Here is a 5,346-nt window from a genome sequence, read left to right as displayed (position 1 = left end):
CACCGGTGCAACCGAGGCGGGCGTATCCGTGGCTGCCACCGGCGTACGCGTGCCTTCCAGCGGCGGTCCGACGTCCGCCGAGTCGACGTCCGCGCGCTCCACCCTTACGGACACCCTGCCCCGCGGCGACCTTGCGCCGGCGCCGGCCGGAACCGAGACTGCAGGGGTCCGCACCGGCACCCCGGTCGCAGCAGAGGCAGCAGTGGCGGCAGAAGCAACGGAGGCGCCGTCCGCCGTCGTCGTTGAACGCTCTTATGTTCCGTCGACGTTTGTGCTGCAGACCCGCTGGAAGAGCGAAACAGGCGAGGCACTGGTGACGGAGTTCATGCCGGTGGGCGACCGCCGGGCGTCACTTGTCCGCCGCGTCGAGGGCCTTTCCGGCGAAATGACCATCCGGCAGGAACTGATCATGCGGTTCCACTACGGGGACGTGGTGCCGTGGGTGAACCGCGTGCACGACGAAGCCACCGGCCGGGAATCGATCGTCGCCATCGCCGGCCCGGACGCGCTGGTGCTGCACGGTGAGCGCCTGCCGCGCGCCGCGAACCGCCGGCACGAGGGCGAATTCACGGTCAAGGCCGGCGAGACGGTCGATTTCGAGCTGTGCTGGTTCCCGTCCCACCGGACGGTGCCGCCGGCGATCGACGTCGACACGGCGCTGACGGAAACGGTGCGCTACTGGCAGACCTGGTGCTCACGGTTCCCGCCGCAGGGGGATTACCACGGCATCGTCAAGCGTTCCCTGCTGGTGCTGCGCGCCATGACGCACGAGACCACCGGCGGGATCGTCGCCGCGCCGACTACCTCGCTGCCGGAGTCCTTCGGCGGGGAACGGAACTGGGACTACCGCTACGTCTGGCTCCGCGATGCCGCGCTGACGCTCGAATCGATGATGACACACGGCTACGAAGACGAGGCGCTGCAGTGGCGCAACTGGCTGCTGCGCGCGGTGGCCGGAGACCCGGAAGACCTGCAGATCATGTACGGGGTGGCCGGCGAACGCGACCTGGAGGAACGGATCATCCCGCACCTTCCCGGGTATGAAGGGTCGGCGCCGGTGCGGGTGGGAAACGGCGCGGTGGGCCAGTACCAGGCGGACGTGATCGGCGAGGTCATGGTCGCGCTGGAGAAGCTGCGCAACATGGGCGGCACCGAGGACCACTTCTCCTGGCCGCTGCAGAAGGCCATGCTGCACTACATCGAGAAGCACTTCGACCAGAAGGACCAGGGCATCTGGGAGATGCGGGGCGAACGGAAGTACTTCACCCACTCGCGGGTGATGATGTGGGCGGCGTTCGACCGCGGCGTGCGGGCGGTGCAGGAGCACGGCCTGGACGGCGAAGCCGAGCACTGGGCGCAGCTGCGGGACAAGCTGCGCGAAGAGATCATGGAGCACGGCTTCAACCGGGAGATCAACTCCTTCACCCAGAGCTACGACACTACCGAGGTGGACGCATCGCTGCTGGTGCTGCCGCAGGTGGGCTTCGTGAAGTACGACGACGACCTGATGCTGGGTACCGTCGCCCGCCTGGAGCGGGAACTCGTGGATGCGGACGGACTGATCCTGCGCTACCGGACCGAGTCGGGGGTGGACGGTCTGGCTCCGGGCGAGCACCCGTTCCTGGCCTGTTGCTTCTGGCTGGTGGAACAGTATGCCCGCTCCGGGCGCATCGGCGACGCCCGCGACCTGATGGACCGGCTGGTCGGTTACGCGAACGACCTGGGGCTGATGGCCGAGGAGTACGACACCGCGAACAAACGCATGGCCGGCAACTTCCCGCAGGCGTTCTCGCACCTGGCGCTGATCCGTGCGGCGGACGCGATCAACGGCCACGCGCAGGAAGCGGTGTAGCCGCAGCCGCTTAGCCGCAGCCGCTTCCAGGGACCGTTTCCACAGTTTCCACAGCGATATCCACGGTTGGGGCGGCGGCGGGGCGGCTGCCTTCCCGGCTACTGTAGACGGGTGAAGTTTCTCCAGTCCCCGGCCGTGAAAGTGGGGCTGTCCATCTCCATCGCCACCGGGCTGTACGGGGTGTCGTTCGGCGCCTTGTCGGTGGCATCGGGGCTCGACCTCTGGCAGACCATGGCGCTGAGCCTGCTGCTGTTCAGCGGCGGCTCCCAGTTCGCGTTCATCGGGGTGATCGGCGGAGGCGGGACCGGTCTGGCCGCGATGACCGCTTCTGCCCTGTTGGGCATCCGCAACGGCATCTATGGCATGCAGATGAACGCGCTCGTCTCCCCGTCCCGCTGGTGGCGGCCGCTGGCCGCCCACGTGACCATTGACGAATCCACCGCGACGGCGTCCGGCCAGGACAACCCCGGCGAGCAGCGGCGCGGTTTTTGGACCGCTGGCGTGGGTATATTCCTGCTCTGGAATCTGTTCACGCTGGTGGGGGCGTTGGCCGGCAACGCGTTGGGCGATCCGAGGCAGTGGGGGCTGGACGGGGCCGCCGTCGCCGCGTTCCTGGCGCTGCTGTGGCCGAGGCTGAAAGGCAAGGAACCGGCCGCCATTGCGGTTGCCTGCGCCCTGGCCACGCTGCTGGCCGTGCCGTTCGTGCCCAGCGGAGTGCCCATCCTGGTGGCGGCGGCGGTTGCGGCCGCCATCGGCTGGTTCACCCACAAACCCATTCCCGCCGGGCTGGCGCCGGACATCGAGCCCTATGACGAGCCGTATTCCGAGCACGACGGGTCCCACACGCTCGCCGGGTCCGAGCGCCGTGCGGCGGGCCGCGACGATCCGGCCGGCAGCGGGGACGGAAGGGAGGCGCCATGAGCCTGTGGATCTGGATAGTGGCCGCCTGCGCCATCTCCTACCTCACCAAGCTGGCCGGCTATCTGGTGCCCGCCAGGTGGATGAAGAACCAGCGCATGTCCCGGGTCGCCGCCACCATGACCATCGGCCTGCTCGCGTCGCTGACCGTCGTCAACGCCTTCTCCACCGGCCAGCACCTGGCGTTCGACGCCCGGGTCGGGGCGCTGCTGGCCGCCGCGGTCGCGCTGCTGCTGCGCGCCCCGTTCCTGGTGGTGGTCATCGCCGGCGCCGCCGCCGCCGCACTGCTCCGCCTGGCCGGCTGGGGATAACAGTAATCTGCTGGGGGGACGGCGGCCGGCTGGGTAAGGCGCCGACGATTGTGCTTGCGGGCGGCGCACCACGGCGCCGCGGCTTAAGGCAGGTTGACGACGGCGGTTCGCACCGCCGTCGTCAAGCATCCGGTAAGGGGTCAGTCAGCGATCTTGGCGACCAGCCGGCCGACGACTTCGCCCCTCTTCAGCTTCTCCAGGCCTTCCGGGATGTCCTCGAAGGTGATCTCGGTGATGGTCGGCGTGAGCTTGCCGGTGGCGAAGTAATCGTAGACGCCCTGCACGTCGTCGCGGGTGCCGCCCTGCGAGCCGACCAGGGTGACCTCGGAGAGAATCAGGGCCTTGGTGCTGATGGTCGACTCCAGCCGGCCCATGCCGACCTGGACCACGCGGCCGCCGGGGCGGACCGTCTCGATGGCCTCGGCGGTGGTTGTGCCGAAGCCGGCAAAATCGACGACGACGTCCAGGCCGATCTCCTGGAACTCGGCGATGGACTTCGCCACGTCCTTGGCGCCGATCTCCTTGGCCTGGTCCCAGATCTTCTCGTTGACCTCGGCGACGTAGACCTCCGCGCCGGCCAGCACGGCCACGCGGGCGCCAATGGAGCCCAGGCCGCCGAAGCCGATGATGCCGACCTTGTCGCCGGCCTTGACCTGGCCGTTGGCGATGACGGCGTGGTGGCTGGTCATGCCGGCATCGGTGCCGGCCGCACCCTGGGCGAAGCTGACGTTGTCCGGAATGCGGACCAGAGCCTGCTGGTCGATGGCAGTCTTAAAGGAGAAGCCGCCGTCGAAGGCGTAGCCGGGAGCGCCGGCCGGAGTCGTGGGGCAGCAGCCCACGCGGTCGCCGACCTTCCAGTCGGTGACGCCTTCCCCGACCTCGGTGATGACCCCGGCCACCTCATGGCCGAGGGTGATGGGGCGCTTGGCCAGCGTCGAGAGCCAGCCCTCGTCCTCAAGCATGCCGACATCCGAGTGGCACAACCCGGCCGACTTAATGTCGATGACGACACCGCCGGGTGCGGCGGTCGGCTCCTCGACCTCATTCAGTTCAAGCGGCTCGTGGGTGTTGGTAAATTGCCAGGCTTTCATGGGGTCTCCTGTGGCTCGGCGCGGATGGTGGCATTCCGCGGGCGACCGGTGGAACGGACCGGCGGAACGGTGCGGGTGCGAAACCCGCATGTCCAGCCTAGCTCCGAAACCCGGCAATTTTTATGCAAATGCATGTAAAGTCCGTCACGTCCGGTGCTGCAGAAGGCCCCGTGGTTGCGGCAGGTGACACCGAACCTGTGCGCCGGCACGGGTGCTGTGGAAGACTGAAGCCATGCTTGTAGCCTTCTCTGTTGCACCCTCCGGGGTGCCCGTCGCCGGTCCCGCACCCCACGATGCCTCGGTCCATGACGCGGTTGCCGAGGCCGTCCGGATCGTCCGCGAATCCGGGCTGCCAAACCACACGGACGCGATGTTCACCACCATCGAGGGCGAGTGGGACGAGGTAATGGACGTGATCAAGCGTGCCACCGAGGCCGTAGGCCGTCACGGATCGCGCGTGTCCCTGGTGCTCAAGGCGGACATTCGTCCGGGATACTACGGCGAGCTCAACGGCAAGGTGGACCGCCTGGAGGCTGCCATCGCCGAGCAGGAGCAGCAGTGACCGTCCAGCCGGGCCTGCCGGACGTCGATCCGAAAGCGGCGTGGACCGCCGTCGAAGATTACCTGACCGTCACCTTGGTGGGGGAGGACCAGTCCCAGGTCGCAGCCAGGGAGGGTGCCGCGCAAGAAGGCCTGCCGGCGATCGAGGTGAGCGCAACCCAAGGCAAGCTGCTGATGCTGCTGGCCCGGCTGCGCGGTGCCCGCAAGGTGCTGGAGATCGGCACGCTGGGCGGGTACAGCACCATCTGGTTGGCCCGCGGACTGCCGGACGACGGCGAAGTGGTCAGCTGCGAGTACGAACCGCGGCACGCCGAGGTGGCGCAGCGGAACCTGGAGGCAGCCGGCGTCGCGGACAAGGTCAGCATCCGGGTGGGCGCGGCACTGGATACCCTGCCGCGGCTGGCCGAAGCGGGCGTCGGGCCGTTCGACCTCGTGTTTATCGACGCGGACAAGGAAAACAACCGGAACTACGTGGAGTGGGCCCTGCGGCTGACTCGTCCCGGCAGCCTTATCGTGGTGGACAACGTCGTCCGGTCGGGCAAGGTGCTGACCGACGGCGGCGACGCCGGCGCGGAGGACCGCGACATCCGCGGCACCCGGGATGCGCTGGCGC

The 5,346-nt window shown here is 68.5% G+C and carries 6 protein-coding genes; 5 read left to right on the top strand and 1 reads right to left on the bottom strand.

The window, feature by feature from the left end; genetic code table 11:
• The first annotated feature begins 28 nt into the window (after positions 1–28).
• From AC5RUJ_RS10340 to AC5RUJ_RS10330, 3 genes are all read left to right on the top strand, one after another.
• On the top strand, positions 29–1,852 hold the full coding sequence (locus AC5RUJ_RS10340) for a glycoside hydrolase family 15 protein (protein WP_494155831.1): 1,824 nt from the start codon (positions 29–31) through the stop codon (positions 1,850–1,852).
• A gap of 111 nt (positions 1,853–1,963) precedes the next feature.
• Complete coding sequence (locus AC5RUJ_RS10335; RefSeq protein WP_494128691.1) at positions 1,964–2,773, top strand: AzlC family ABC transporter permease; 810 nt, start codon at positions 1,964–1,966, stop codon at positions 2,771–2,773.
• Positions 2,770–3,081 carry an AzlD domain-containing protein gene (locus AC5RUJ_RS10330; protein WP_494013344.1) on the top strand — a complete coding sequence of 104 codons (312 nt, stop codon included), beginning with the start codon at positions 2,770–2,772 and terminating at the stop codon, positions 3,079–3,081. Before AC5RUJ_RS10335 ends, AC5RUJ_RS10330 begins: the two co-directional genes overlap by 4 nt.
• Before the next feature lie 140 nt (positions 3,082–3,221).
• Here AC5RUJ_RS10330 and AC5RUJ_RS10325 read toward each other — a convergent pair whose 3' ends face one another.
• Complete coding sequence (locus AC5RUJ_RS10325; protein WP_494128690.1) at positions 3,222–4,172, bottom strand: zinc-binding dehydrogenase; 951 nt, start codon at positions 4,170–4,172, stop codon at positions 3,222–3,224.
• Positions 4,173–4,404: 232 nt separating this feature from the next.
• Here AC5RUJ_RS10325 and AC5RUJ_RS10320 point away from each other — a divergent pair, with 232 nt between their 5' ends.
• Complete coding sequence (locus AC5RUJ_RS10320) at positions 4,405–4,734, top strand: thiamine-binding protein (RefSeq protein ID WP_494001978.1); 330 nt, start codon at positions 4,405–4,407, stop codon at positions 4,732–4,734.
• The coding region (locus tag AC5RUJ_RS10315; RefSeq protein WP_494155830.1) for an O-methyltransferase at positions 4,731–5,346 on the top strand (616 nt) is incomplete at its 3' end. The genes AC5RUJ_RS10320 and AC5RUJ_RS10315, both read left to right, overlap by 4 nt.

The sequence above is a fragment of the Arthrobacter sp. Y3223164 genome (assembly GCF_059091005.1).
The sequence above is the reverse complement of the archived record's forward strand: the minus strand, read 5'-3'. Positions and strand labels throughout refer to the sequence as shown.

Coding starts and splice junctions, on each gene's coding strand:
- AC5RUJ_RS10330 (WP_494013344.1), top strand. CDS start 2,770: ATGAGCCTGTGGATCTGGATAGTGGCCGCCTGCGCCATCTCCTACCTC.
- AC5RUJ_RS10325 (WP_494128690.1), bottom strand. CDS start 4,172: ATGAAAGCCTGGCAATTTACCAACACCCACGAGCCGCTTGAACTGAAT.
- AC5RUJ_RS10320 (WP_494001978.1), top strand. CDS start 4,405: ATGCTTGTAGCCTTCTCTGTTGCACCCTCCGGGGTGCCCGTCGCCGGT.